Origin of the sequence: Metapseudomonas boanensis, from assembly GCF_042232855.1 — a bacterium.
Lineage (GTDB): Bacteria > Pseudomonadota > Gammaproteobacteria > Pseudomonadales > Pseudomonadaceae > Metapseudomonas > Metapseudomonas boanensis.
On sequence record NZ_CP113889.1, the window covers coordinates 779,887 to 803,913 of the forward strand.

At 63.3% G+C, this 24,027-nt stretch carries 23 protein-coding genes; 13 read left to right on the plus strand and 10 right to left on the minus strand.

Annotated features, from left to right (window positions below):
• Positions 1 to 4 precede the first annotated feature (4 nt).
• The 5 genes from rng to mreB all read right to left on the minus strand — a co-directional run bounded on the left by rng (position 5) and on the right by mreB (position 4,689).
• Positions 5 to 1,462 (minus strand): ribonuclease G, encoded by a 1,458-nt coding sequence (rng, locus tag OXH74_RS03635; protein WP_375740111.1) that lies wholly within the window; start codon positions 1,460 to 1,462, stop codon positions 5 to 7.
• 9 nt (positions 1,463 to 1,471) lie between these two features.
• Positions 1,472 to 2,062 (minus strand): Maf family protein, encoded by a 591-nt coding sequence (locus tag OXH74_RS03640; protein ID WP_375740112.1) that lies wholly within the window; start codon positions 2,060 to 2,062, stop codon positions 1,472 to 1,474.
• Between the two features lie 51 nt (positions 2,063 to 2,113).
• Positions 2,114 to 2,602, minus strand: coding sequence for a rod shape-determining protein MreD (mreD, locus tag OXH74_RS03645; RefSeq protein WP_215372896.1), 489 nt, complete (start codon positions 2,600 to 2,602; stop codon positions 2,114 to 2,116).
• The gene (gene mreC / locus OXH74_RS03650) at positions 2,602 to 3,570 is read right to left on the minus strand and encodes a rod shape-determining protein MreC (protein ID WP_375741553.1); all 969 of its coding nucleotides are present in this window, start codon (positions 3,568 to 3,570) and stop codon (positions 2,602 to 2,604) included. Before mreC ends, mreD begins: the two co-directional genes overlap by 1 nt.
• 81 nt (positions 3,571 to 3,651) lie before the next feature.
• Positions 3,652 to 4,689 (minus strand): rod shape-determining protein MreB, encoded by a 1,038-nt coding sequence (mreB, locus tag OXH74_RS03655; protein WP_215372897.1) that lies wholly within the window; start codon positions 4,687 to 4,689, stop codon positions 3,652 to 3,654.
• Between the two features lie 219 nt (positions 4,690 to 4,908).
• Between mreB and gatC the strand changes: the two genes are divergently transcribed.
• From gatC to OXH74_RS03680, 5 genes are all read left to right on the plus strand, one after another.
• On the plus strand, positions 4,909 to 5,196 hold the full coding sequence (gene gatC / locus OXH74_RS03660; protein ID WP_215372898.1) for an Asp-tRNA(Asn)/Glu-tRNA(Gln) amidotransferase subunit GatC: 288 nt from the start codon (positions 4,909 to 4,911) through the stop codon (positions 5,194 to 5,196).
• A 15-nt stretch (positions 5,197 to 5,211) separates the two neighbouring features.
• Complete coding sequence (gene gatA / locus OXH74_RS03665) at positions 5,212 to 6,663, plus strand: Asp-tRNA(Asn)/Glu-tRNA(Gln) amidotransferase subunit GatA (RefSeq protein ID WP_375740113.1); 1,452 nt, start codon at positions 5,212 to 5,214, stop codon at positions 6,661 to 6,663.
• 108 nt (positions 6,664 to 6,771) lie between these two features.
• Positions 6,772 to 8,217: an Asp-tRNA(Asn)/Glu-tRNA(Gln) amidotransferase subunit GatB gene (gene gatB / locus OXH74_RS03670; protein WP_375740114.1), complete on the plus strand. Its 1,446-nt coding sequence runs from the start codon at positions 6,772 to 6,774 to the stop codon at positions 8,215 to 8,217.
• Positions 8,218 to 8,349: 132 nt separating this feature from the next.
• Entirely contained in the window at positions 8,350 to 8,733 is a 384-nt protein-coding gene (locus tag OXH74_RS03675) for a septal ring lytic transglycosylase RlpA family protein (protein ID WP_375740115.1), read from the plus strand.
• Between the two features lie 13 nt (positions 8,734 to 8,746).
• Complete coding sequence (locus OXH74_RS03680; protein WP_375740116.1) at positions 8,747 to 9,124, plus strand: carboxymuconolactone decarboxylase family protein; 378 nt, start codon at positions 8,747 to 8,749, stop codon at positions 9,122 to 9,124.
• A gap of 22 nt (positions 9,125 to 9,146) precedes the next feature.
• Here the strand turns inward: OXH74_RS03680 and OXH74_RS03685 are convergent, their stop codons facing one another.
• From OXH74_RS03685 to OXH74_RS03695, 3 genes are all read right to left on the minus strand, one after another.
• Positions 9,147 to 10,088 carry an AEC family transporter gene (locus OXH74_RS03685; RefSeq protein ID WP_215372903.1) on the minus strand — a complete coding sequence of 314 codons (942 nt, stop codon included), beginning with the start codon at positions 10,086 to 10,088 and terminating at the stop codon, positions 9,147 to 9,149.
• Positions 10,089 to 10,313: 225 nt separating this feature from the next.
• A complete protein-coding gene (locus OXH74_RS03690) occupies positions 10,314 to 10,874 on the minus strand; it encodes a response regulator transcription factor (protein WP_375740117.1) in 561 nt (186 codons plus the stop codon).
• Between the two features lie 21 nt (positions 10,875 to 10,895).
• Complete coding sequence (locus OXH74_RS03695) at positions 10,896 to 12,152, minus strand: ATP-binding protein (RefSeq protein WP_375740118.1); 1,257 nt, start codon at positions 12,150 to 12,152, stop codon at positions 10,896 to 10,898.
• Positions 12,153 to 12,484: 332 nt separating this feature from the next.
• On the opposite strand from OXH74_RS03695, the gene OXH74_RS03700 reads away from it, so the two are divergent.
• The 3 genes from OXH74_RS03700 to OXH74_RS03710 all read left to right on the plus strand — a co-directional run bounded on the left by OXH74_RS03700 (position 12,485) and on the right by OXH74_RS03710 (position 16,646).
• Positions 12,485 to 13,204, plus strand: a complete 720-nt coding sequence (locus OXH74_RS03700; protein ID WP_375740119.1) for an SIMPL domain-containing protein — start codon at positions 12,485 to 12,487, stop codon at positions 13,202 to 13,204.
• A 202-nt stretch (positions 13,205 to 13,406) separates the two neighbouring features.
• Positions 13,407 to 15,008 (plus strand): ABC transporter substrate-binding protein, encoded by a 1,602-nt coding sequence (locus OXH74_RS03705; protein ID WP_375740120.1) that lies wholly within the window; start codon positions 13,407 to 13,409, stop codon positions 15,006 to 15,008.
• Between the two features lie 51 nt (positions 15,009 to 15,059).
• A complete protein-coding gene (locus OXH74_RS03710; RefSeq protein ID WP_375740121.1) occupies positions 15,060 to 16,646 on the plus strand; it encodes an ABC transporter substrate-binding protein in 1,587 nt (528 codons plus the stop codon).
• Positions 16,647 to 16,807: 161 nt separating this feature from the next.
• Here OXH74_RS03710 and OXH74_RS03715 read toward each other — a convergent pair whose 3' ends face one another.
• Positions 16,808 to 18,037, minus strand: coding sequence for a M24 family metallopeptidase (locus OXH74_RS03715; protein WP_375740122.1), 1,230 nt, complete (start codon positions 18,035 to 18,037; stop codon positions 16,808 to 16,810).
• A 169-nt stretch (positions 18,038 to 18,206) separates the two neighbouring features.
• On the opposite strand from OXH74_RS03715, the gene OXH74_RS03720 reads away from it, so the two are divergent.
• The 5 genes from OXH74_RS03720 (at position 18,207) to OXH74_RS03740 (ending at position 23,309) form a co-directional block, all read left to right on the plus strand.
• Positions 18,207 to 18,770, plus strand: a complete 564-nt coding sequence (locus OXH74_RS03720) for a cupin domain-containing protein (RefSeq protein WP_375740123.1) — start codon at positions 18,207 to 18,209, stop codon at positions 18,768 to 18,770.
• A gap of 523 nt (positions 18,771 to 19,293) precedes the next feature.
• Complete coding sequence (locus OXH74_RS03725; protein ID WP_375740124.1) at positions 19,294 to 20,304, plus strand: ABC transporter permease subunit; 1,011 nt, start codon at positions 19,294 to 19,296, stop codon at positions 20,302 to 20,304.
• An 11-nt stretch (positions 20,305 to 20,315) separates the two neighbouring features.
• Complete coding sequence (locus tag OXH74_RS03730; protein ID WP_215372912.1) at positions 20,316 to 21,224, plus strand: ABC transporter permease subunit; 909 nt, start codon at positions 20,316 to 20,318, stop codon at positions 21,222 to 21,224.
• A gap of 142 nt (positions 21,225 to 21,366) precedes the next feature.
• Positions 21,367 to 22,341 carry an ABC transporter ATP-binding protein gene (locus OXH74_RS03735; RefSeq protein WP_375740125.1) on the plus strand — a complete coding sequence of 325 codons (975 nt, stop codon included), beginning with the start codon at positions 21,367 to 21,369 and terminating at the stop codon, positions 22,339 to 22,341.
• Positions 22,338 to 23,309: a peptide ABC transporter ATP-binding protein gene (locus tag OXH74_RS03740; RefSeq protein WP_375740126.1), complete on the plus strand. Its 972-nt coding sequence runs from the start codon at positions 22,338 to 22,340 to the stop codon at positions 23,307 to 23,309. The genes OXH74_RS03735 and OXH74_RS03740 overlap by 4 nt, the downstream gene beginning before the upstream one ends.
• 37 nt (positions 23,310 to 23,346) lie before the next feature.
• Here OXH74_RS03740 and OXH74_RS03745 read toward each other — a convergent pair whose 3' ends face one another.
• On the minus strand, positions 23,347 to 23,964 hold the full coding sequence (locus OXH74_RS03745; protein ID WP_375740127.1) for a LysE family translocator: 618 nt from the start codon (positions 23,962 to 23,964) through the stop codon (positions 23,347 to 23,349).
• Positions 23,965 to 24,027 lie beyond the last annotated feature (63 nt).

Consider the following 24,027-nt stretch of genomic DNA (forward strand, 5'->3'; position numbering starts at 1 on the left):
GGCCTCAGAGCAGTACCACATCGTACTGTTCCTGGGAGTACATGGTTTCCACCTGGAACTTGATGGGCCGACCGATGAAAGCTTCGAGATCGGCGACGTTACCCGACTCTTCGTCCAGCAGGCGGTCGACCACCTTCTGGTTGGCCAGCACCAGGTAACCTTCCGCCTGGTAGGCGCGGGCTTCGCGGAGGATCTCGCGGAATATCTCGTAGCAGATAGTCTCGGCGGTCTTCAGCAGTCCGCGTCCCTGGCAGCAGGAGCAGGGCTCGCACAACACCTGGATCAGGCTTTCACGGGTACGTTTGCGGGTCATCTGCACCAGGCCCAGTTCGGTGATGCCGATGATGTTGGTCTTGGCGTGGTCGCGCTCGAGCTGCTTCTCCAGGGTTCGCAGCACCTGCCGCTGATGCTCCTCATCTTCCATGTCGATGAAGTCGATGATGATGATCCCGCCCAGATTGCGCAGGCGCAACTGGCGAGCAATGGCGGTCGAGGCTTCGAGATTGGTTTTGAAGATGGTCTCTTCGAGGGTGCGGTGGCCGACGAAGGCGCCCGTGTTGACGTCGATGGTGGTCATCGCTTCCGTCGGGTCGATGATCAGATATCCACCTGACTTCAGCAGCACCTTGCGTTCCAGGGCTTTCTGGATCTCATCTTCGACGCCATACAGATCGAAGATCGGCCGCTCGCCCGGATAGTGCTCCAGGCGGTCGGCGATTTCCGGCATCAATTCGTCAACGAACAGGGTGACCTTCTGGAAGGTTTCCCGCGAGTCGATACGGATCTTCTCGATACGGGGATTGACCAGGTCGCGCAGGGTGCGCAGCGCCAGGCTCAGGTCCTCATAGATGACCGAAGGTGCAGGGGCGGTCTGCATCTGCGCGGAAATCTGCTCCCAAAGGCGCCGCAGGTAACGGATGTCGACCAGGATCTCATCCGCCCTGGCGCCATCGGCTGCGGTACGCAGTATGAAACCGCCCGCCTCCTCGATGCCTTCTGCGGCAATGCAGTCGGCCACCACCTGCTTGAGGCGCTCACGTTCCGCTTCGTCCTCGATCTTCAGGGAAATGCCCACATGGCAGGTGCGGGGCATATAAACGAGGTAGCGCGACGGGATCGACAGCTGAGTGGTGAGCCGTGCGCCTTTGCTACCAATCGGGTCCTTGGTGACCTGCACCACCAGGCTCTGCCCCTCATGGACCAGCGCGCTGATGCTTTCCACCGCACTGCCCTCGCGATTACTGATCTCCGAGGCATGGATGAAGGCGGCACGGTCAAGACCGATATCGACGAAGGCCGCCTGCATACCAGGCAACACGCGCACGACCTTGCCCTTGTAGATGTTCCCGACGATACCGCGGCGCTGGGTGCGCTCGACATGCACCTCTTGCAGGACGCCGTTCTCGACGACTGCCACGCGCGACTCCATCGGCGTGATGTTGATCAGAATTTCTTCGCTCATGCTGAGAACCTATCGCAGGTGCTGCCAACAGGGAATACCGAAATCGGCGAGCAACTGCGCCGTCTCCAGCAGCGGTAGCCCCACTACCGCCGAGTAACTGCCTTGTAGATCACTGACGAAAACCGCGCCCAAACCCTGGATAGCGTAGCTGCCTGCCTTGTCGGCTGGTTCGCCACTGGCCCAATAGGCTTCGCGTTCAGCAGGGGGGATTGGACGAAAGCGCACTCGACTGCTTACGACCCGAGTCAGGCAACGCTGAGAGTCGGCCACTGCCACGGCGGTGAGCACTTCGTGTTCGCGGCCGGACAGGCGCTTCAGCATTGCGAGGCAGTCTTCGCGGTCAAACGGCTTGCCGAGGATCAGGCCGTCCAGCACCACTGCTGTGTCTGCACCGAGAACGCAGGCAGCACCGGGCTCTGCAAGACTGGCCAGGCCGGTAAGAGCCTTTTCCCGGGCCAGGCGCTCCACATAAGCGAGCGCGGGCTCACCGGGCAGGGCAGTTTCATCGATCGAGGCGATCAGGGGAGTGTGGGGAATGCCAATTTGCGCCAGCAACTCACGCCGGCGGGGCGACCCCGAAGCCAGGTACAACGTGGCCATGCAGACTTCTCCCTGTCGAGGACAGAGGCTTGCGACATGGCCGCAAGCCGATCAATTGACGTTGAGGCGGCGACTTGTGCCGCGCAATGCGGCATATACCCAGGGCCAGAGCAGTGCGCTTACGAGCGCAGGGAGCAGGAACACCAGGGTAGGTGGACGGTTGCCCGTGAGGGCATTGAGCCACAGCTGAACCAGTTGGGCCAAACCGAAAACCACGAGCAGCACAAGACACTGCTGCCATACGGGGAACATACGCAGACGCTGATGCAATGTCAGCACCAGAAAGGTGATCAGGGCCAGGATCAGCGCGTTTTGCCCCAGCAACGAGCCATACAGCACATCCTCGGCCAACCCCAGCATCCAGGCAGTAGTCATACCCACCCGATGCGGCAGCGCCAGGGTCCAGTAGGTGAGAAACAGCGCTAGCCAGAGCGGACGGCCGATTTCCATGAAGCTGGGCATCGGCCCGATGCTGAGCAGCAAGGCCAGGAGCAGGCTGAGCCAGATCACCCAACCATTGTTCGAGCGTACCCCAACCATCAACGACTCTCCTGATTGCTCTGGGCTGCCTGGGGCTTGGCGGGCGTTGCCGCTGCCGCTGGCGGGCTCACTGGAGCCGCTGTTGCTGGCTGTGTTGCCGCTTCGGGGTCTGCGCCTGGCAGTGCCGGCTTGGCGGCTTCGCGATCAGCCGCTTCCTGGGCAACGGCCGCATCATTGGCACGCTGCTCCGGACTGCGGGTATCGGAGAACACCAGGAGCATGTAACGGCTGCGGTTCAAGGCAGCCGTCGGGACGGCCCGCACAATGGCGAAGGGCTGGCCGGAGTCGTGGATGACCTCTTTCACCGTCGCAACCGGGTACCCGGCCGGGAAGCGCTGCCCAAGACCGGAACTCACCAACAGGTCACCTTCCTTGATGTCGGCGGTATCCGCTACATGGCGCAACTCCAGACGTTCCGGGTTGCCGGTACCGCTGGCGATGGCACGCAGACCGTTGCGGTTGACCTGCACAGGAATGCTATGGGTCGTGTCGGTCAGCAACAGCACGCGGGCGGTGTAGGGCATCACTTCGACCACCTGCCCCATCAGACCTCGCGCATCGAGCACCGGCTGGCCGAGGAACACACCATCCTTCTCGCCCTTGTCGATCAGGATACGGTGGGTGAACGGGTTGGGATCGACGCCGATCAACTCACCCACCAGGACCTTTTCATCCACCAATGCGGAGGAGTTGAGCAATTCGCGCAGGCGCACGTTCTGCTCGGTCAGGGTGGCCAGCTTCTGCAGGCGACGCTGCATCAAAAGCGCTTCGGCCTTGAGCTTCTCGTTTTCGGCAACCAGGGCGGTGCGACTGCTGAACTGGTCACTAACCCCGTCCCAAGCCCTGATCGGCAGGTCCGCCAGCCAGTAGAAGGGGGTCAGCACCAAGCCCATCTGGCTGCGCAGAGGCTTGAGGGTTTCGAAGCGGGCATCGACCACCATCAGCGCAGCCGATAGCACGGCGAACACCAACAGGCGCACGCCGAGCGAAGGTCCCTTGGTAAATAGCGGCTTGATGGCCCGCTCCTATGGCTGAGTAGCTCCCCGACCTCACTCGGTGGAGAGCAGATCCATCGCGTGACGGTCCATCATATCCAGAGCGCGGCCGCCACCGCGAGCGACACAGGTGAGCGGATCTTCGGCCACGATCACCGGCAGACCGGTTTCCTGGGCCAACAACTTGTCGAGGTCACGCAGCAGCGCGCCACCACCGGTCAGCACCAGGCCACGCTCGGCGATGTCGGAGGCCAGTTCCGGCGGAGACTGCTCCAAGGCACTCTTGACCGCCTGGACGATGGTCGCCAGGGACTCTTGCAGCGCTTCGAGCACCTCATTGGAGTTCAGGGTGAAGCTGCGCGGTACGCCTTCGGCCAGGTTACGACCACGAACGTCGATCTCGCGGACTTCGCCACCCGGATAGGCAGTACCGATTTCCTGCTTGATGCGCTCTGCGGTGGATTCACCAATCAGGCTGCCATAGTTACGGCGCACATAGGTCACGATGGACTCGTCGAAGCGGTCGCCACCAACGCGGACCGACTCTGCATAGACGACACCATTGAGGGAGATCAGCGCGATCTCGGTAGTGCCGCCACCGATATCGACGACCATGGAACCACGGGCTTCCTCGACCGGCAGGCCGGCACCGATGGCCGCTGCCATAGGCTCTTCGATCAGAAACACCTCACGGGCACCTGCGCCCAGGGCGGATTCACGGATGGCACGACGTTCAACCTGGGTGGACTTGCAGGGTACGCAGATCAGCACACGGGGGCTGGGCTGCAGGAAGCTGTTTTCATGAACCTTGTTGATGAAGTACTGCAGCATCTTCTCGCAGACGCTGAAATCCGCGATCACACCGTCCTTCATCGGACGAATGGCGGAGATATTGCCCGGAGTACGACCGAGCATACGCTTGGCTTCAGTGCCAACAGCTACAACGCTCTTCTGGTTGCCGTGGTTACGAATGGCGACCACGGAGGGCTCGTTGAGGACGATACCGCGCTCGCGCACGTAGATCAGGGTATTGGCAGTGCCCAGGTCGATCGACAGATCACTGGAAAACATGCCACGCAGTTTCTTGAACATGGGAAAGGGACCCTAGGCAACGCGTGGGTAAAAAAGTGCGGCAAACTCTAACAACCACGGGGATTTTGGGCAAGGCGCCGATATGTTAGATTGCCTGTTTTTCCGGGCCGACAAGGCCCATCAACGCGGCCTTTGACCGCCTGTTCGCGGCACCGTTCCCCGCTCGCTTCCCGTTCGGCCGGCAGCCCGCGCTGGCCGCATCTAAGTTGGAGACCCCCGATGGCGCTTGAACGCTCCGACGTGGAAAAAATCGCCCATCTCGCCCGACTGGGCCTGAACGAGGCCGATATCCCGCGTACCACCGAGACCCTGAACAATATCCTCGGCCTGATCGATGCGATGCAGGCCGTGGACACCGACGGAATCGAACCCCTGGCCCACCCGCTGGAAGCCACCCAGCGCCTGCGTGCCGACCGGGTCACCGAGGAGAACCACCGCGACGCCTACCAGGCCATCGCGCCGGCCGTCGAAAACGGTCTTTACCTCGTGCCCAAAGTCATCGAATAAAGGAAAGGGTTCCCCATGCATCAATTGACCCTGGCCGAGATCGCCCGCAGCCTCAACGCCAAAGACTTCTCCGCCGAAGAGCTGACCCGAACACTGCTGGCGCGCATCCAGCAGCTCGATCCGCAACTGAACAGCTTCATCAGCGTCACGGAGGAACAGGCCATCGCCCAGGCCAAGGCCGCCGACGCCCGTCGTGCTGCTGGTGAGGCTGGCGCGCTGCTCGGCGCTCCCATCGCCCACAAGGACCTGTTCTGCACCCTGGACGTCCGCACCAGCTGCGGCTCGAAGATCCTCGACAACTTCAAGGCGCCCTACGACGCCACCGTCGTTGCCAAGCTCCAGGCCGCTGGCGCAGTCAGCCTCGGCAAGCTGAACATGGACGAGTTCGCCATGGGTTCGTCCAACGAATCCAGCTATTACGGCGCCGTGAAGAACCCCTGGAATCTCGAGCGCGTGCCTGGCGGATCCAGCGGCGGCTCCGCCGCTGCCGTCGCCGCCCGCCTGATACCGGCCGCCACCGGCACCGACACCGGCGGTTCGATCCGCCAGCCGGCAGCCTTCACCAACCTTACCGGCATCAAGCCCACCTACGGCCGCGTGTCGCGCTGGGGCATGATCGCCTACGCTTCCAGCCTCGACCAGGGCGGCCCGCTGGCCCGCACTGCCGAGGACTGCGCCCTGTTGCTGGGCGGCATGGCCGGCTTCGACCCGAAAGACTCCACCTGCGTCGACCAGCCCGTGGACGACTACCTGGCTGGCCTGAACCAGCCGTTGGCCGGGCTGCGCATCGGTCTGCCAAAGGAATATTTCGGCGCTGGCCTCGATTCGCGCATTGCCGACGCCGTGCTGGCAGTGGTCGAAGAGCTGAAAAAGCTTGGCGCCACCGTCAAGGACATCAGCCTGCCGAACATGCAGCATGCGATCCCGGCCTATTACGTGATCGCCCCGGCGGAAGCCTCCTCCAACCTGTCGCGCTTCGATGGCGTACGCTTCGGCTACCGCTGCGAAAACCCGCAGAACCTGGAAGACCTGTACAAGCGCTCGCGTGCCGAAGGCTTCGGCGCCGAAGTGAAGCGCCGCATCATGGTTGGTGCCTATGCCCTTTCCGCCGGCTACTACGACGCGTACTACCTGAAGGCGCAGAAAATCCGTCGCCTGATCAAGAACGACTTCATGGCCGCCTTCGGCGAAGTCGACGTGATCCTCGGGCCGACCACGCCCAACCCGGCCTGGAAGCTCGGCGAGAAGAACAACGACCCGGTCGCGCAGTACCTGGAAGACATCTACACAATCACCGCCAACCTTGCTGGTATCCCGGGCCTGTCCATGCCGGCCGGTTTTGTCGACGGTCTGCCGGTGGGTGTTCAGCTGCTCGCTCCCTACTTCCAGGAAGGCCGCCTGCTCAACGTCGCGCATCAGTATCAGCAGGCCACCGACTGGCATAAACAAGCTCCGGCCGGCTTCTAAGCCTTGGCCCAGCCAGACATCCCCATCCCCCTCTCCCTTCATGGAGAGGATGACCCAAAGGGCTGGGAGAGGGGTTGCACTGGCACCGCAGGATTGAGGAACACCACAATGCAATGGGAAACCGTGATCGGGCTGGAAATCCACGCACAGCTCACCACCCAATCGAAGATTTTCTCCGGCAGTGCCACCACCTTCGGTGCAGAGCCGAACACCCAGGCCAGCCTGGTTGACCTCGGCATGCCCGGCACCCTGCCAGTACTGAACGAGGAAGCGGTGCGCATGGCCTGCAAGTTCGGCCTGGCCATCGACGCCGAGATCGCCGAACAGAACATCTTCGCTCGCAAGAACTACTTCTATCCGGACCTGCCCAAAGGCTACCAGACCAGCCAGTACGAGCATCCGATCGTTGGCAAGGGCCATCTGGACATCACCCTTGAAGACGGCACGGTCAAGCGCATCGGCATCACCCGCGCGCATCTGGAGGAAGACGCCGGCAAGAGCCTGCACGAAGACTTCCACGGCATGACCGGTATCGACCTCAACCGCGCCGGCACCCCGCTGCTGGAGATCGTCTCCGAGCCGGACATCCGCAGTGCCAAGGAGGCCGTGGCCTACGTCAAGGCCATCCACGCCCTCGTGCGCTACCTCGGCATCTGCGACGGCAACATGGCCGAAGGCTCGCTGCGCTGCGACTGCAACGTTTCCGTGCGCCCGAAAGGCCAGGAAGCCTTCGGCACCCGCGCCGAGATCAAGAACGTCAACTCCTTCCGCTTCATCGAGAAGGCGATCAACCACGAGATCCAGCGCCAGATCGAACTGATCGAGGACGGCGGCAAGGTCGTCCAGGAAACCCGCCTGTACGACCCGAACAAGGACGAAACTCGCTCCATGCGCGGCAAGGAAGAAGCCAACGACTACCGTTACTTCCCCTGCCCCGATCTGCTGCCGGTGGTCATCGAACGTAGCTTCCTCGACGACGTGCGCGCCAGCCTGCCTGAACTCCCGCCGCAAAAGCGCGAGCGCTTCCAGAACGAGTTCGGCCTATCTACCTACGACGCCAGCGTGCTCTCCGCCAGCCGCGAAGTGGCCGATTACTTCGAAGCGGTGTTCAAGGCCTGCGGCGATGCCAAGCTGGCAGCCAACTGGGTCATGGTCGAGCTGTCCAGCCTACTCAACAAGGAAGGCCTGGAGATCGACCAGTCGCCGGTCTCCGCCGAACAACTGGGCGGCATGATCCTGCGCATCAAGGACAACACCATCTCCGGCAAGATCGCCAAGATGGTCTTCGAAGCCATGGCCGCCGGTGAGGGCGGCGCCGACGAGATCATCGAGAAAAAGGGCCTCAAGCAGGTTACCGACTCCGGCGCCATCGAGGCCATGCTCGACGAAGTACTGGCCGCCAACGCCGCCCAGGTCGAGCAGTACCGTGCCAGCGATGAAGCCAAGCGCGGCAAGATGTTCAGCTTCTTCGTCGGCCAAGCCATGAAAGCCTCCAAAGGCAAGGCCAACCCGGGCCAAGTGAACGATTTGCTGAAGAAAAAGCTCGAAGACTGAACCGGGCCAATGGTCAGCGGACAACCGATGAGTCTGTAGGAGCGAGCTTGCTCGCGAACGGAGCATATTCATTCGCGAGCAAGCTCGCTCCTAACAGGGGCGGCCCTATCCCGGCACCAAGGAGCCTTCGTCATGCAGCGCCTGCTTTGCATCCTCGCCTTCACCGGCCTGCTCGCCGGCTGCGCCTACAACCCTTTTGGCCAAGGAAGCGGCACCCCTGGTGACTACCGTGCCGAAGGCAAGGCCTCCTACTACGGCGCCCGGCACCACGGCAAACGCACCGCTAGCGGTGAGCGTTTCAACCAGAACTCACTGACCGCCGCACATCGCACCCTGCCGTTCGGCACCCGGGTAAGGGTGACCAACCTCAGGAACGACCGCTCGGTGGTGGTTCGCATCAACGACCGTGGGCCGTATTCACGCAGCCGCATCATCGACGTCTCGCGCAAGGCCGCAGAGAGCCTCGGCATGCTGCGCGCCGGCGTCGTGCCGGTGCGGTTGGAGAGTCTCGACTGACAGGAGAACGACAATGAACGATGAACAACAGCGGGGCCTGCAGGTGCGCCGCGAAGTCATGGGCGATGCCTTCGTCGAGCGAGCCATGGGCAACGCCACCGACTTCACCCAACCGTTGCAAGACTTCGTCAACGAACACGCCTGGGGCGCGGTCTGGGCCCGTGAAGGGCTGCCGCGCAAGACTCGCAGCCTGATCACTCTCGCCGCGCTGACTGCGCTGAAATGCCCGCAAGAACTCAAAGGTCATGTACGCGGCGCACTGAACAACGGCTGCACGGTGGAGGAAATTCGCGAAGCGCTGCTGCACTGTGCGGTCTATGCCGGCGTCCCCGCCGCCATCGATGCCTTCCGCGCCGCCCAGGAAGTGATCGACGACTATCAGAAGGGCTGAGTCGACCCAGCCCTGGAGGACTTCAGATCCATCCGGCCCACTGCAGGACGAATAGCCCAAGATTGGTCGTCACCACCGCCGCCAGGGTGGTGATCACGATAATCGCCGCCGCCAGTTCATGGTTGCCGTTCACCGCCCGCGCCATCACGAAGCTCGCTGCGGCGGTTGGGCTGGCGAAATAGAGGAAGAGAATGGCCAGCTCTGCATTGCGGAAGCCGCAGAGCCAGGCTCCGAAGGTCGCCAGCAATGGCAGCCAGAACACTTTCATCAGGCTGGCGCTGATGGCCATACGACTGCTTTCCCGCAGCGAAGTCAGCGACAGCGTTCCGCCGATGCAGATCAACGCCAGGGGTAGCGTCATCTGGGCGAAATATTCGCCGGAGGTGATCAGCCAGGCCGGCAGCTGCAGCTGGAAGTAGGCCACCGGGATCGCCGCCAGCACCCCGATGATCAGCGGATTGGTGATGATGCTCTTGGCGATGCTCCAGGGGTCGGTCTTGGCGTTTGGGCTATAGATCGCCAGGACGATGGCGGACAAGGTGTTGTAGCTGAGGATGACGACGCCACCGAGGATGCCGCCCACCGAGAGACCATAGGCCCCGTACATGCTGGTCGCCAGTGCCAGGCCGATGATGCCGTTGTTGCCGCGAAACGCCCCCTGGGTATAAATGCCCCGATCCGTCACAGGGCAGCGCAGGATCGCCCAGCCCCACCCCACCAGAAAGCACACCACGGTCGCAGCCAGGAAATAGCCGATCAGTCCCGGCTGCAGCGCCGTGCGCAGGTCTGCCTGGACGATCCCGAGAAACAGCAAGGTCGGCATGGTGCCCTTGAACACCAGTTCCGATGCGGTATTGATGAAGGCCGTGTCGATCCACCCCAGGCGTTTGAGGGCCACGCCGACGAACAGCATGGAGAACACCGGCGCGGTGATACCGAGGGTTTGCTGGACGACGGCAAGCATGGACAGACCTCGGCACCTGGGCGAATTGATAGGGCGCTAAGGATACCAAGGGGCAGAGGGAAAAGGCTTTCGCCGGGTCTTCAGAAGGAAGGCAAATCACCTTGTGAGGGCGAATTCATTCGCTAAGCAGGACGCAGACCTGCGCGATGGACCGTTGGGGGACACTGCGTATCCCTTAGCGAATGAATTCGCCCCCACGAAGAGCAGGCAGTACGCGCAGAGGAATCAGCGCCGCACAGGCCGCTTCTGCAACTTGCGTTGCAAGGTGCGGCGATGCATGCCCAGTGCGCGCGCCGTGGCCGAGATATTGCCATCGTGCTCGGCGAGCACGCGCTGGATGTGCTCCCACTGCAGGCGGTCCACCGACATGGGGTTGTCCGGCACCAGGCTGTCCAGGTCGGCATGCTCGGAGAGCAGCGCAGTCAGCACATCGTCGGCATCCGCCGGCTTGCACAGATAGTTGGTGGCGCCGCGCTTGATCGCCTCGACAGCCGTGGCGATGCTGGAGTAGCCAGTGAGGATCACCACACGCATCTCGGCGTCGAGCTCCAGCAGCTTGGGCAACAGCACAAGTCCAGAGTCGCCGTCCATCTTCAGGTCCAGCACGGCGTAGTCCGGCAGGTCCTCCTTGGCCATCTGCAGGCCTTCCTCGGCCGAACCGGCGACCGACACACGCAGGCCGCGGCGGCTCATCGCACGCGCCATGACACGGGTGAAGGTGGCGTCATCGTCCACGAGCAGCAAGTGCGGGTGCTCTTCGCCTTCGATCAGGGGTTCGTCAGTCATCTCGCTTCCTCGTCAAGGCACTCAGGCGACCCCGTAAGCACGCGGCAAGCGCAGCTCGGTCAGGGTACCGCCCTCCTCATGGTTATAGAGTTTAACCGTGCCGCCGGCACGGGTGACGCTGGCCTGGCTGAGAAACAGCCCCAGTCCGAAGCCCTTGCCCTTTGTGGTGAAGAAGGGCCGACCCAGCTGTTCGGCGATGGCCAGGGGCACACCCGCGCCATGGTCGCGGATGCTCAGCACCATCCATTGGTGATCCCAGCTGAGGCGAATGTCCAGCTTCTCCGGGCACGCGTCGGCCGCGTTGTTCAACAAGTTCAGCAAGGCCTGGGTCAGATCCGCCGGAGGTTTCAGCCTGGGCGCTACGCCTGTGCCCAGACTCTGGAAGCGATACGTTGCCTCGGGGCGCATCAGGTGCCAGCGGTTGAGGGCCGTCTGCAGCCACTCCACCACCGATTGCTCCACCACTGCCTGGCGACGATCCGCCTCGGCGGCACGCACCAAGTGCTGCAAGGTGTCCTTGCAGAGCATGACCTGCTCTTGCAGCAGCGCCAAGTCGTCCTGCAAGCCCGGATTGTCACGGTACTCCTGACGCAACTCTTTGAGCAGCACGCTCATAGTGGCCAGCGGCGTGCCCAGTTCGTGGGCAGCGCCCGCTGCCTGGGTCGCCACTGCCAGCAGTTGCTGGTCACGCATGCTTTCTTCACGACGCACCGCTTGCAACTGGTCCTGCCGACGCAGTTCCTCGGCCATCCGCGCGACGAAGAAGGTGATCAACGCCGCTGCCAGCGCAAAACTCAGCCACATGCCATAGATCAACAGCGACTCGCGCTGCCCCGTGGGCATTTCCAACGGGTGGAACAGCATCAGCAGCAGCGTGTAGGCGGCCAATGCCAGGCCGGCCAGCGTAATGGTGTAGAGCCAGGGCAAGGTGGCCGCGGCGATGGTCAGCGGCACCAGGTAATAGGACACGAAGGGGTTGGTAGACCCTCCTGAGTAATAAAGCAGCACGCTGTGGATGATCAGGTCGCACCCCAACTGCACTGAATATTCCAACTCGGTCACCGGCCAGGGGCCGCGCAGGCGCAACGCTGTGCCCAGGCAGAGCACCAGCGACACACCCAGCGTCAGGCTCAGGGCGAGCCAGGGCAGTTGCAGCAGTTGAGCCTTGTAGGCGAGGCCGACCGAGCCGGCCTGGGCGGCAAGGACGAGGATGCGGATCAGCGTCAGACGCAGGAGGTTCTGACGGCTGGCAGACAAGAGTTGTACGGGTTCTAGCATGGGTACTCCCAAAGTTGGCCGGAGTATAACCAAGGCTCGCCCCGCCCCGCCTGACTGCGGCAACTCGCCGCAGCGAACACACTGGGGCTTGCACGAACCCTGTGGGGACGAATTCATTGGCCAACCGGGCCGAAGGTCTGCCGTTGGAGCCCGCGAGAGAAGCTGCGTATCCCTTCGCGAATGAGTTCGCCCCTACAAAGCCCCGGCCTTTTTGGAACATTCGTCCAGATTACGGGTCAATTGCGCCAGTTAACCCGAATGGGCGGCTACCCTCGTCCAATACGGAGAACCACCGCGCAACCCGCGCAACAACAGGCCCACAAGGAGTCTTCATGACCGCATATCCCCGCCTCGCCGCCGCCCTCGCCCTCTGCGCCGCCAGCCTTGGCAGCGTCAATGCACAGGCCAGCGATGAACTCCACTACAACCAGGTGGCGGTGCGCGCTGAAGTCAGTCAGGAAGTCGCCCACGACCTGATGCACGTCACACTCTACAGCGAGTCGCAGAACACCGACCCGGCCAAGCTCGCCGAAGCAACCACCCGCACCCTCAATGCGGCTGTCGAAAAAGCCCGCAAAGCCAAGGGCGTGACTGTGAGCCTCGGTAGCCGCAGCAGTTACCCGGTCTACGACGACAAGGGACAGAAGATCACCGCCTGGCGCGAACGCGCCGAACTGCGGCTGGAAAGCGCCGACTTCGCCGCCCTGTCGCAACTCAGCGCCGACCTGCTGGGCAGCCTGAAAATGGCCGGAATGAACTTCAGCATCGCCGAGAAGACCCGCAAGCAACATGAAGACGCACTGATCAAGCAGGCAGTCGATGCCTTCAAGGCACGCGCCCAACTGGCCACCGATGCCTTGGGCGGCAAGGGTTACAAGCTGGTCAACCTCAACCTCAACAGCGCCGGCTTCCAACCGCAGCCAATCATGATGCGTGGCATGGCGGCCAAGGCGGCGATGTATGCAGATAGCGGCGCGAGCCCGGAGATCGAGGCCGGTACCAGCCGCGTCGTCGTGAGTGCTGATGGCACCATCGAGGTGCAACAACCTTGATTGCAATCGGGGCGTCTGCCGACGCCCCGACTCCTGTGCCGGCTCGAACTTGCAGAAATGCGACAAGCCCTTACAGCTTTATTCCGCCAACTACACTCTTTCCCGGCTGGCTATTGCGCCAGGCATATGCCGTGCATAGCTTCTCGCAAGGTCCCCACAAGGGGCCCCTCTAGATGACAAACACAACAAACATGAGGTCAACATGCGTAAAAACGCCGTCATCCAGGCACTCCTGGCCGCTGGGCTGATCGCCAGCGCCCCCTTCGCCAGTGCTGCCAGCAACCTGGTGTTCTGCTCCGAAGGCAGCCCTGCAGGCTTCGACCCGGGCCAATACACCACCGGCACCGATTTCGATGCCTCGGCGGAAACCATCTTCAACCGCCTGACCCAGTTCGAGCGTGGCGGTACCGCGGTTATCCCCGGTCTGGCGGAAAAATGGGACGTCTCTCCTGACGGCCTGACCTACACCTTCCACCTGCGCAAGGGCGTGAAGTTCCACACCACCGAGTACTTCAAGCCGAGTCGCGAGTTCAACGCCGACGACGTGCTGTTCACCTTCCAGCGCATGCTCGACAAGGAGCATCCGTTCCGTAAGGCCTACCCCACCGAATTCCCCTACTTCACCGACATGGGCATGGACGCCAACATCGCCAAGGTGGAGAAGGTCGACGACCAGACCGTCAAGTTCACCCTGAACGGCGTCGATGCCGCCTTCATCCAGAACCTGGCGATGAGTTTCGCCTCCATCCAGTCGGCCGAGTACGCCGACCAGTTGCTGAAGGCCGGCAAGGCCGCCGACATCAACCAGAAACCTGTCGGCACCGGTCCGTTCGTATTCAAGCGCTACCAGAAGGACGCGCAGATCCGTTTCACCGGCAACAAGGACTACTGGCAGCCGCAGGACGTGAAGATCGACAACCTGATCTTCGCCATCAACACCGACGCCTCGGTGCGTATGCAGAAGCTCAAGGCCGGTGAATGCCAGGTCACCCTTTTTCCGCGCCCCGCCGACCTGGAGTCGCTGAAGAAAGACCCGAACCTGAATATGCCGTCGCAGCCCGGCTTCAACCTCGGCTACATCGCTTATAACGTTACCCACAAGCCGTTCGACAAGCTTGAAGTACGTGAAGCGCTGGACATGGCGGTGAACAAGAAAGCCATTATCGATGCCGTCTACCAGGGCGCGGGCCAGTTGGCCGTGAATGGTATGCCGCCGACCCAATGGTCCTACGACGAGACCATCAAGGGCACCGAGTACAACCCGGAGAAAGCCAAGGAGCTACTGAAGGCTGCCGGTGTTGCCGAAGGCACCGAAATCACCCTCTGGGCCATGCCCGTGCAGCGTCCCTACAACCCCAACGCCAAGTTGATGGCCGAGATGCTCCAGTCCGACTGGGCCAAGGTCGGCATCAAGGCCAAGATCGTGACCTACGAGTGGGGCGAGTACATCAAGCGCTCCAAGGCGGGTGAACATGACGCCATGCTGATCGGCTGGAGTGGCGATAACGGCGACCCGGACAACTGGCTGGGTACCCTGTACGGCTGCGACGCGATCAACGGCAACAACTTCTCCAAGTGGTGCGATGCCAACTACGACAAGCTGGTCAAGCAGGCCAAGGCCACACCTGACCAGGCCAAACGCATCGACCTGTACAAGCAGGCCCAGCAGATCCTCAAGCAACAAGTGCCGATCACCCCGATCGCTCACTCCACGGTCTACCAACCGATGCGCAAGAACGTGCAGGACTTCAAGATCAGCCCGTTCGCGCTCAACTCCTTCTACGGCGTGAGTGTCGGCAAGTAAGCCGGCCTGGCGGGGCCTCCGGGCCCCGCTCTCCTCAGCGAAGGAAATTCCATGCGTCGAAGTCTGCTGTCCCTCGCCCTGTGCCTTCCCCTGTACGCCACCGCCAGCCAATCCTTGGTGGTCTGCACCGAGGCCAGCCCGGAAGGCTTTGATATCGTCCAATACACCGCCGCCACCACCGCCGATGCCTCGGCCGAAACAGTCTTCGACCGTCTGGTGAGATTCGCCCCCGGCACCACCCGGCTACAACCGGGTCTGGCAGAGAGTTGGAGCATCAGCCAGGACGGACTGGTCTACGAGTTCCAGCTGCGGCGTGGCGTGAAATTCCATGAAACGGCCGGATTCAAGCCGAGCCGAGCCTTCAATGCAGACGACGTGATCTGGAGTTTTCAGCGCCAACTCGACGCCACCCACCCCTGGCACAAGTTATCCCCACGAGGCTTCCCCTATGCCGAATCCATGGCTCTTGGGCAGCTGATCGAGCGCATCGACAAGCTTGACGATTACCGCGTGCGCTTCACCCTGACCCACCCCGAGGCGCCCTTTCTGGCCAACCTGGCCATGGGCTTCGCCTCCATCTACTCCGCCGAGTACGCCGCGCAGTTGCTGGCGGCCGGCACGCCGGACCTGCTCAATCGTCAACCGGTGGGCACCGGCGCGTTCATCTTCGAGCGCTACCGCAAGGATGCGCAGATACGCTTCCGCGCCAACCCCGACTACTGGGCCGGCGCGCCCAAAGTCGACCGTCTGCTATTTGCCATCACGCCTGACCCGAATGTGCGCCTGCAGCAACTCAAGGCCGGGGCCTGCCAGGTGGCGGTCTACCCGCGTCCGACCGACATCGCTTCACTGCGCGACGACCCAAGGCTGAGCATTCTTGAACTCGACTCGCTGCTCACCGCTTACGTCGGCATCAATACCCGCCATGCCCCCTTGGACGATGTCCGCGTGCGCCAGGCAATCAACCTTGCCTTCGACAAGAAAGCCTACTTGCGAGCGCAGTACGGCGAAGGCAATGCCAGCGCCGCAGTGACGCCCTACCCGGCCACACTACTGGGCTACAACGACAAACTGGAACCCTGGCCCCATGACCCCGAGCGGGCGCGCAAGCTGCTGGCCGAGGCGGGCCATCCCAACGGCTTCAAGCTTTCCATCTGGACGCGTCCAGGCGGCGGCCCGACCAACCCGAATCCGGGCATCGGCGCGCAAATGTTGCAGGCCGACCTCGCCGCCATTGGTATCAAGGCCGACATTCGTGTCTACGAATGGGGAGAGCTGATCAAGCGAGCGAAGAACGGCGAACACGATCTGATATTCATGGGCTGGGCGGGTGACAACGGCGACCCGGACAACTTCCTCACCCCCAACCTCTCCTGCGCGGCGGCCAAATCGGGCGAGAACCAGGCGGGCTGGTGCAATGCGGCCTTTGATGGCCTGATCCAGCAGGCGGGGGCTATGAACGACCCCACAAAGCGTGCCGAACTCTACCGCCAGGCACTGGCGATCTTCCACGAGCAGGCACCATGGATCCCCCTCGCCCACCCGAAGCAATTCAGTGTGGTGCGCAAGGGTGTCGAGGGTTTCGTGCTCAATCCGCTGGGGTCGAACAACTTCTCCCGGGTGTGGATCAAGCCGTAGCGGCGTGCCTGGCGCCTGGAGGAGCGGGGGGGACGCCGAGTTCTTGCTCGCGAACCGGCCCCTTTCGCGAGCAAGCTCGCTCCTACAGGAGATGCAGCCACTTGCAACGCTTAACGCGGACACAGCCAATTCATTCGCAAAGCAGGCCGGAGGCCTGCTGGTCAGACATTGAGCCCAAACGGATCGTCGATGGAGTGGCTGGGCTGGGTAAACCAGCGCGGACCTTCAGCGGTCATGTAGAAGTGATCCTCCAGGCGAATGCCGAACTCGCCTGGCACACAGATCATCGGCTCGTTGCTGAAGCACATACCCTCGGCCAGTGGCGTCCCGTCGCCACGCACCAGATAGGGCCCCTCATGGATATCCAGGCCGATGCCATGACCGGTGCGGTGCGGCAGGCCCGGCAGTTGGTAATCCGGCCCCAGGCCTGCAGCCTCCAGGCAGCGACGTGCTGCGGCATCCACCACCTGGCAAGGCGCACCGGGGCGCGCCGCCTCGAACGCTGCCTGCTGCGCCGCCTTCTCGGTATTCCAGAAGGCCCGCTGGCGCTCGCTCGGCGTACCGAATACATAGCTACGAGTGATATCCGACTGGTAGCCATGGAGCTGGCAGCCCGTGTCGATCAGCACCATGTCGCCATCCTTGAGCACCTGGGCATGCTTCACACCGTGGGGGAAGGCGCTCGCCTCGCCGAACAGCACGATGCAGAAGGTCGAACCCGGCGCTCCCACCTTGCGATGGGCCTGATGGATGAACTCGGCCACCTCCAGGGTGCTGATGCCTTCACGCAGGATGCTGGCAGCGGCCTTGTGCACTTCCAGCGTCATGTCCTTGGCCTGCTGCATCAGGGCGAGTTCAGTGGCTGACTTGTGGAAGCGGCAAGGATCGATGACCGCGGCGGCATCGATGAAGTCATAGCCCTGGGCCAGGCGACGAATGCCGTCGAACATGAAGAACGCCATCGACGGGCACAGGCCTACGACCGGCGGCGCAACAGGGTCGGCCTCCACACCGAGGCCCTGGAGGATGTCCAACAGTAAGCGGTAGGGGCTTTCATGCTCCTGCCAGCTGTGGATAACCCCCTCGACCTCGCGAAAATCACGGATGGTGTCTTCCTCGAAGGCCGGTGCGATATACGCCAGCGCGCCCTTGGCAGGCAGTATCGCCCCGACCATCCGCTCGCTCGGGCTCCACTTCACCCCGGTGAAGTAGCGCAGGTTGCTGCCGGCGTTAAGGTAGATCGCCGCAATGCCACGCTCGCACATCAGCGCCTGGGCCTTGGCGATGCGCGCCTGGTATTCGCCAAGACCGATAGGTTCGGCACGCGCGGTCATGTTCGCCAGGCGTGCCAGTGCCTGCTCAGGGGTACTGCCGCCCACTCCCAGTGCCATGTTGTTCTCCTCTTCTTGGTTCGGTGACGTTATCCTCCGTGAAATTTAAGTGCAGCTTAAATACACGTCAAAATAAATTTTCAGCCCCTCTTAATTTCAGGAACGCGACAAACCTTTCCCAAAAAGCGCCGGCCGGTATACTGGCCACCTCACAAGAAGAGCCATGCCCATGACCGTAGATCGCATCGGCGAGCGCCTGCGCCGCTATCGCCGAGCCGCCAACAAGACCCTCAACGAAGTGGCCGCCGAATCCGGCCTCACAGCCAGCTTCCTGTCACAGGCGGAGCGCAATCTGACGGGCGTCTCGATCACCTCCCTGGCGAATATCGCCAAGTCCCTCGGTATTCCTCTCAACGCACTGTTCGACCAGCCCAGCCAGCACCAGCCCGACTCGCACCACGGCCAGCGCGTGCGCTACACCATCGGTGGCCAGCCGCTGGCCTATGAGCGCCTGTCGAGCAACTTCCCCGGCAACCTGATCAACGCGGTGAAGATGAGCATGCCGGTGGGCTACCAATCGGAACTCATTTCCCACGAGGGGGCGGAATTCGCCTTTGTCCTGTCCGGGCAGATCATCTACACCATCGAAGGCCGCAGCTATCCGCTGGGGGCCGGCGATTCGGTGCACTTCGACGCCGGCAAACCACATTGCCTGGCCAATGTCGGTGACGAAGTGGCCGAGGTCCTCACCGTCACCACAATGGGCTTGTTCGACGACCGTCCCACCGCCTGACCGTCTAGCGACTGGAAGTAAGCGCCACTGAATTTAAGTTGACCTTAATTTCAGCATGACTTAAGTTCGGCCACGGCCGGCGAATGCGCAACCACCCCGCGCATGCCGCCGCCACCGACCGCCCGGGACCGCCAGAATGTGACCCCGGCATGCGATTGTCAGGCAGCGTGCGCAGCCCACAAGGCCGCCGAAGTGCCGCCCTCAAAACAACAACAACGAGGTTTGCATGCGTCAGAACCACCAGACCCAGAGTGTGCTCTCCAGCAGCCGGATCCCCGGCACCGGCTCCGACGCGCCCTCGCCCCTCGTTCAATACCCGGCGCGACCTGAACGCTAGGCATTCGAACCCGGCAGGCCGCCGCCTGCATCCTTCAACCGGCGCCAGACCGGACGAGGCCTATCTCACCTGCCCAGAACAACCACCCGAAGCCGGGAAATCGCCTTCACCCATGCGACCTAAACTGCAGGGAACGGCCGGCCGCGCTGGCCGGCACGAACAAGAAATGAGGAGTGACTCGCCAAGATGCTCAGTTTCATTGCACGCCGACTGGGGTTATTGATCCCCACCTTCTTCGGCGTCACCTTGCTGACCTTCGCCCTGATTCGCCTGATCCCCGGCGACCCGGTCGAAGTGATGATGGGTGAACGTCGGGTCGACCCGGAAATGCACGCCCAGGCCATGGAGCGCCTCGGTCTCAACAAGCCGCTGCCGGAACAGTACCTGGACTATGTCGGCAAGCTGGCCCAAGGCGACCTGGGCGAATCCCTGCGCACCCGCGAAAGCGTCTGGCACGAGTTCCTCACCCTGTTCCCCGCCACTCTGGAGCTCTCCATCGCTGCCCTGATATTCGCCGGCACGCTGGGCCTGCTGGCCGGAGTGATCGCCGCACTCAAGCGCGGCTCGTTGTTCGACCACGGAGTGATGGGCATCTCGCTGGCGGGCTACTCCATGCCGATCTTCTGGTGGGGCCTCCTGCTGATCATGTTCTTCTCGGTGTGGCTGGGCTGGACGCCGGTCTCCGGGCGCATCGACCTGCTTTATGACATCGAGCCGGTCACGGGCTTCATGCTCATCGACACCCTACTCAGCGAAGAAGAAGGCGCCTTCGTCGACGCCCTGCGCCACCTGATCCTGCCCGCCATCGTGCTCGGCACCATCCCGCTGGCGGTGATCGCGCGCATGACCCGCTCGGCCATGCTCGAAGTGCTGCGCGAGGACTACGTGCGCACCGCCCGCGCCAAGGGTCTGTCGCCGGCTCGCGTGGTCTTCGTCCACGGCCTGCGCAACGCGCTGATTCCGGTGCTGACCGTGTTCGGCCTGCAGGTGGGCACCCTGCTCGCCGGCGCGGTGCTGACCGAAACCATCTTCTCCTGGCCCGGCATCGGCAAATGGCTGATCGAGGCCATTGGCGCGCGGGACTACCCGGTGGTGCAGAACGGCATCCTGCTGATCGCCTGCCTGGTGATCCTGGTCAACTTCGTCGTGGACGTCCTCTACGGCTTCGTCAACCCGCGCATCCGCCATCAACGCTGAGGAGACCTGACGTGACCAATCTGCAGCAGACCCAGGTCGACCCGAGCATCCTTTACCCCTCGCCACTGAAGGAGTTCTGGAAGGCCTTTTCCCATAACAAGGGCGCCGTCGGCGGCCTCGTGTTCATGATCCTCGTGGTTTTCTGCGCACTGTTCGCACCCTGGGTGGCGCCCCATGATCCGAGCGAGCAGTTCCGCGACTTCCTGCTGGCGCCTCCCGCCTGGCTGGAAGGCGGCCAGATCCAGTTCATCCTCGGCACCGACGAACTGGGGCGCGACCTGCTCTCGCGCCTGATCCACGGCGCGCGCCTGTCGCTGCTGATCGGCCTGAGCTCGGTGGTGATGTCGCTGATCCCCGGCATCCTCTTGGGCCTGGTCGCGGGTTTCTTCCCACGCCTGCTGGGGCCCTCGATCATGCGCCTGATGGACATCATGCTGGCCCTGCCCTCGCTGCTGCTGGCGGTCGCCATCGTCGCGATCCTCGGCCCAGGCCTGATCAACACCGTGATCGCCATCGCAGTCGTCTCCCTGCCCAGCTACGTGCGCCTGACCCGTGCCGCCGTGATGGGCGAGCAGAACCGCGACTACGTCACCGCCTCGCGCCTGGCCGGCGCCGGCCTGCCGCGCCTGATGTTCGTCACCGTGCTGCCCAACTGCATGGCGCCGCTGATCGTCCAGGCCACCCTGAGCTTCTCCTCCGCCATCCTCGACGCCGCCGCCCTGGGCTTCCTCGGCCTCGGCGTACAGCCACCGACTCCCGAGTGGGGCACGATGCTCGCCTCCGCGCGCGACTACATCGAACGCGCCTGGTGGGTGGTGTCGCTGCCCGGCCTGACCATTCTGCTCAGCGTGCTGGCGATCAACTTGATGGGCGACGGCCTGCGCGACGCGCTGGACCCGAAACTCAAGAACGCGGCGTGAGGAAGACCGACATGAAAACATCCGCCCCGCGCCGCGCCCCCGTAGGAGCGAGCTTGCTCGCGAATGACCGCAAGCGCTTCGCCAGCAAGCTGGCTCCTACGGCGCTCCGTTCTGACCTTGCGCATTGCCAGGAGACCGTCGTATGAGCCTCCTCGACATCAAGAACCTCAGCGTGCGCTTCGGCGACGCCAATGCCGTACCCGTGGTCGACGGCCTCGACCTGTCTGTGGATAAAGGCGAAGTCCTGGCCATCGTCGGCGAGTCCGGGTCCGGTAAGTCAGTGACCATGATGGCGCTGATGGGCCTGATCGACGCCCCCGGCATCGTCACTGCCGACAGCCTGCACTTCGACGGCCACGACATGCTCAAGCTCAAGGGCCGGCAGCGTCGGCACATTGTCGGCAAGGACCTGGCCATGGTCTTCCAGGACCCCATGACCGCCCTCAATCCCAGCTACACCGTGGGTTTCCAGATCGAAGAAGTCCTGCACCAGCACCTCGGTCTGAAAGGCAAGGCTGCGCGCCAACGCGCCCTGGAACTGCTCGAGCGGGTGGAAATCCCAGGGGCCGCCAGCCGCCTCGACGCCTATCCGCACCAGCTCTCCGGAGGCATGAGCCAGCGCGTGGCCATTGCCATGGCCATCGCCGCCGAACCCAAGCTGCTGATCGCCGACGAACCGACCACCGCGCTCGATGTGACCATCCAGGCGCAGATCATGGACCTGCTGCTGGACCTGCAGCGTGATCAGGGCATGGCTCTGGTGCTGATCACCCACGACCTGGCCGTGGTCGCCGAGACTGCCGACCGCGTCTGCGTGATGTACGCAGGGCAGGCCGTCGAGATCGGCGAGGTGCCGCGCCTGTTCGACACCCCGACGCACCCCTATACCGAAGCCCTGCTCAAGGCAATTCCCGAGCACAGCCTCGGTGCCCGCCGGCTGTCCACCCTGCCCGGCATCGTCCCCGGTCGCTACGACCGGCCCCACGGTTGCCTGCTCTCGCCGCGATGCCCCTACGGCCAGGCCAACTGCGTCGCCCAGCGGCCGACCCTGGACGCCCACGCCCATGGTGCTGTGCGCTGCTTCTACCCCCTGAACCTGATCGAGGTGGCGCGATGAGTGCCGTATTGACCGCCCGCGAACTGACCCGCCACTACGAAATCTCCCGTGGCCTGTTCAAACCTACCGCGTTGGTGCGCGCCCTGAATGGCGTGTCCTTCGAACTGGAAGCCGGCAAGACCCTCGCCGTGGTCGGCGAGTCGGGCTGTGGCAAGTCCACACTGGCCCGCGCCCTGACGCTGATTGAGGAGCCCTCCTCCGGTTCGCTGCAGATTGCCGGGCGCGAAGTGGCCGGCGCCAGCAAGGAAGACCGCAAGCAACTGCGCCGCGACGTGCAGATGGTGTTCCAGAACCCTTATGCCTCGCTCAACCCGCGGCAGAAGATCGGCGACCAACTCGCTGAACCGCTGCTGATCAACACCCCGCTGTCGCGCACCGAGCGCCGCGAGCAGGTGCAAGCGATGATGCAGCAGGTGGGCCTGCGCCCCGAGCATTACCAGCGCTACCCACACATGTTCTCCGGTGGCCAGCGCCAGCGCATCGCCCTGGCCCGCGCCATGATGCTCAACCCCAAGGTGCTGGTGGCGGACGAGCCGACCTCGGCCCTCGACGTGTCCATCCAGGCCCAGGTGCTGAACTTGTTCATGGACCTGCAGGAGCGCTTCAACACCGGCTATGTGTTCATCTCCCATAACCTCGCGGTGGTACGCCACGTCGCCAACGATGTACTGGTGATGTACCTCGGCCGCCCGGTGGAAATGGGCCCCAACGAGCTGATCTACAGCCGCCCGCTGCACCCCTACACCAAGGCACTGCTGTCGGCGACGCCGACCATCCACCCCGACCCGCTGAAGCCGAAGATCAAGATCGTCGGCGAACTGCCAAACCCGCTCGACCCGCCATCCGGCTGCGCCTTCCACAAGCGCTGCCCCTACGCGACCGAGCGCTGCAAGGTGGAAGTGCCTGAACTGCGCCTGCTCGATGCCCGCCAGGTGGCCTGCCACCATGCGGAGACTATTAACGGCTAGCACGAACTGGCCCCTCTCCCCCTGGGAGAGGGGAAAGTCAAAGCTCCCGCAGCACCGCCAATCTCACCCCGAATCCCACCAGCACTCCGCCGAACAGCCACTGCTGCACCCGCTGCACCAGCGGCCGCCGCTCCAGCCAGCGGCCCAGCCCGGCGCCCGCCAGGGCATAGCCCGCGTCGAACACGATCCCCACCGCCACCAGCACCATACCCAGCAAGGCAAACTGCAGCCCCAGCGGCCCGGCCTCGGGGCTGACGAACTGCGGCAGCAGCACCGAACAGAACACCAGCGCCTTGGGATTCAGCAGATTGGTCAACAGGCCCCGACGCAGCGCCGTCCAGTAAGCTCGCGACGGCCGTTGCTCGCCCGCCACCACCTGGGCCGATGTCTCCGCCTGGAGCAACCGCAGCCCGAGCCAGAGCAGATAGCCCGCACCGACCAGCCGCACCAGGTCGAAGGTCCAGGGGGCGGTCTTGAACAGCACCGCCAGACCAAGCCCTGCCAGCGCCACATGACAGCTGCGCGCCAGGGCCAGCCCCAGCGCCGTGGCCAGCGCCATCGCGCGGCCCTGGCGGGCACCGGTTTGCAACAGAAGGATCATGTCCGGCCCTGGTAGCAGGTAGACCACCGCCAGGGCGATAAGGAAGCCGGCCATTCTTGCGCTCCAGACCAGTATGTGGAGGAAAAATTCTAGGCCCGAAGGCCGAGGCAGGTGCTT